We start from the raw sequence: 2,731 nt of genomic DNA, 5'->3' as shown, positions 1-2,731 counted from the left end.
CCCGCGACAACACCGGCAACCGCGACAACAGCCGCGACACTGACGACAGCGACGGCGGCAGCCGCCGGAACCGCCGTAACCGGCGCGACCGCAACGACCGCAATGACCGTCCGGACCGCTCCGGCGGGCAGGACAGCCGCGACAGCGCGCGCAACGACCGCTTCCGCGACCGCAACGACCGCCGCCGTGGACGCGCCCAGGGACCGGACGTCGACGACGTCGAGGTTACCGAAGACGACGTCCTGCTGCCCGTCGCCGGCATCCTGGACGTGCTGGAGAACTACGCGTTCATCCGCACCTCCGGTTACCTGCCGGGCCCGAACGACGTGTACGTGTCCCTCGCCCAGGTCAAGAAGTACAACCTGCGCAAGGGCGACGCCGTCGTCGGTGCCATCCGCGCACCGCGTGAAGGCGAGGCCCAGCAGGGGAACCAGCAGCAGACCGCCCGCCAGAAGTTCAACGCCCTGGTCCGCGTCACCTCGGTCAACGGCAAGACCCCTGAGGAACTCAAGGACCGCGTCGAATTCGCGAAGCTCGTCCCGCTGTACCCCTCCGAGCGACTGCGCCTCGAGACGGACCCCAAGAAGATCGGCCCCCGCGTCATCGACCTGGTTGCCCCGATCGGCAAGGGCCAGCGCGGCCTGATCGTGTCGCCGCCGAAGGCCGGCAAGACGCTCATCCTGCAGTCCATCGCCAACGCCATCACCACCAACAATCCTGAGGTCCACCTCATGATGGTGCTCGTTGACGAACGCCCCGAAGAAGTTACGGATATGCAGCGCACCGTCAAGGGTGAGGTCATCGCCTCCACCTTCGACCGTCCCGCCGACGACCACACCACCGTGGCCGAACTCTCCATCGAGCGTGCCAAGCGCCTCGTGGAAATGGGCATGGACGTTGTGGTCCTCCTCGACTCGATGACCCGCCTGGGCCGTGCCTACAACCTGGCAGCACCGGCTTCCGGCCGTATCCTGTCCGGTGGCGTCGACTCCGCTGCGCTGTACCCGCCGAAGCGCTTCTTCGGTGCAGCCCGCAACATCGAAAACGGTGGCTCGCTCACCATCCTGGCAACCGCTCTCGTCGAGACCGGCTCCAAGATGGACGAGGTCATCTTCGAAGAGTTCAAGGGCACCGGCAACATGGAACTGCGCCTGTCCCGCCAGCTCGCCGACAAGCGCATCTTCCCGGCCGTGGACGTCAACGCGTCCGGTACCCGCCGTGAGGAAAACCTGCTGTCCCCCGAGGAAGTCAAGATCATGTGGAAGCTGCGCCGTGTCCTTTCCGGACTCGAAACGCAGCAGAGCCTTGAGCTGCTGACCAACAAGATCCGGGAGACCCAGAGCAACGTCGAGTTCCTCATGCAGGTGCAGAAGACGACGCTTGGTGCGAAGTCCGATAACGACAAATAGCGACGCATAACCGCTCGGAAATTGGCGGCCCTTCCCGGNCCGCCAATTCCCCGGGCGGTTCCTGCGTTAACCGGTCCCTCCGCTTCAAAAAGCAACGCGGGGTCACCTAGAGCCCATCAGGGCCCCTGGGATGGGCCGTAAGTGACCCCGCGTTGCAGTAACTAGACTTGAGAGAGTCGAAAGAGGTTTTGAAAATGTTTGAGTCCGTACAGGGCCTGTTGGATGAGCATGATGCCATCCAGGCGCAGCTTGGGGATCCCGCTGTTTATGCTGACCAGAAGATTGCCCGGAAGCTTGGGCGGCGTTCTGCCCAGCTGAACGGCATCGTCGAGGCTTACCACGCCTGGCACGGCATCCAGGATGACCTTGCCGCGGCCAAGGAAATGGCGGACGAGGACCCGGAGTTTGCTGCGGAGGTGCCCGTACTGGAGGCCGCGCTGGAAACGGCTGCGGCCAAGCTTCGCCGGCTCCTGATCCCGCGGGACCCGGACGATGCGCGCAATGTGATCCTCGAGGTCAAGGGCGGCGAAGGCGGCGACGAGGCTGCCCTGTTCGCGGCCGACCTGCTGCGGATGTACACCCGGTACGCGGAGTCCCGCGGCTGGAAGACCGAAATGATTTCCGCCAACGAATCGGACCTGGGCGGTTACAAGGATGTCCAGGTCGCCATCAAGGGCAACTCGAACGATCCGGCCGAGGGCGTCTACGCGCGGCTCAAGTTCGAGGGCGGCGTGCACCGTGTGCAGCGCGTTCCCGTGACGGAATCCCAGGGCCGCATCCACACCTCGGCTGCCGGCGTGCTGGTGCTTCCGGAAGTGGACGAGCCTGAAGAACTCGAGATCAACCAGAACGACCTCAAGATCGACGTCTACCGTTCCTCGGGCCCCGGCGGCCAGTCCGTGAACACCACCGACTCCGCTGTCCGGATCACCCACCTTCCCACCGGCATCGTGGTGGCCATGCAGAACGAGAAGTCGCAGCTGCAGAACCGTGAGGCCGGCATGCGCGTCCTCCGCGCCCGCATCCTGGCGCACCAGCAGGAGCAGATCGACGCCGAGAACTCCGCCCAGCGCAAGTCGCAGATCCGCACCATGGACCGCTCGGAGCGCATCCGGACCTACAACTACCCGGAAAACCGGATCGCGGACCACCGCACCGGCTACAAGGCCTACAACCTGGACCAGGTCATGAACGGCGACCTGGAGCCGGTCATCCAGTCGGCCATCGAGATGGACGAACAGGCCCGCCTCGACGCCATCGGCGACTAGTCCGGGCCCGGCGCATTGATGACAGAACGAACCGGGCTGAGCCTCGCGGACGCC

Annotated in this window: 2 protein-coding genes and 1 pseudogene (1 of these 3 cut by a window edge); all 3 read left to right on the top strand. The window is 65.1% G+C overall.

Features of this window, described 5'->3' with window-relative positions; genetic code table 11:
• Positions 1 to 1,409 (top strand): transcription termination factor Rho (gene rho / locus K789_RS0108535; RefSeq protein WP_024366392.1); only part of this gene is annotated, 1,409 nt, incomplete at its 5' end.
• A gap of 194 nt (positions 1,410 to 1,603) precedes the next feature.
• Positions 1,604 to 2,677 carry a peptide chain release factor 1 gene (gene prfA / locus K789_RS0108530; protein ID WP_024366391.1) on the top strand — a complete coding sequence of 358 codons (1,074 nt, stop codon included), beginning with the start codon at positions 1,604 to 1,606 and terminating at the stop codon, positions 2,675 to 2,677.
• A gap of 18 nt (positions 2,678 to 2,695) precedes the next feature.
• Positions 2,696 to 2,731, top strand: a pseudogene (gene prmC, locus K789_RS0108525) (peptide chain release factor N(5)-glutamine methyltransferase) (it continues 834 nt past the right edge of the window).

Source organism: Arthrobacter sp. TB 26 (assembly GCF_000427315.1).
Classification (GTDB): domain Bacteria; phylum Actinomycetota; class Actinomycetes; order Actinomycetales; family Micrococcaceae; genus Arthrobacter.
Note: the sequence above shows the minus strand (reverse complement) of the source record. Positions and strands in the feature narration are given on the sequence as shown.

Coding starts and splice junctions, on each gene's coding strand:
- prfA (WP_024366391.1), top strand. CDS start 1,604: ATGTTTGAGTCCGTACAGGGCCTGTTGGATGAGCATGATGCCATCCAG.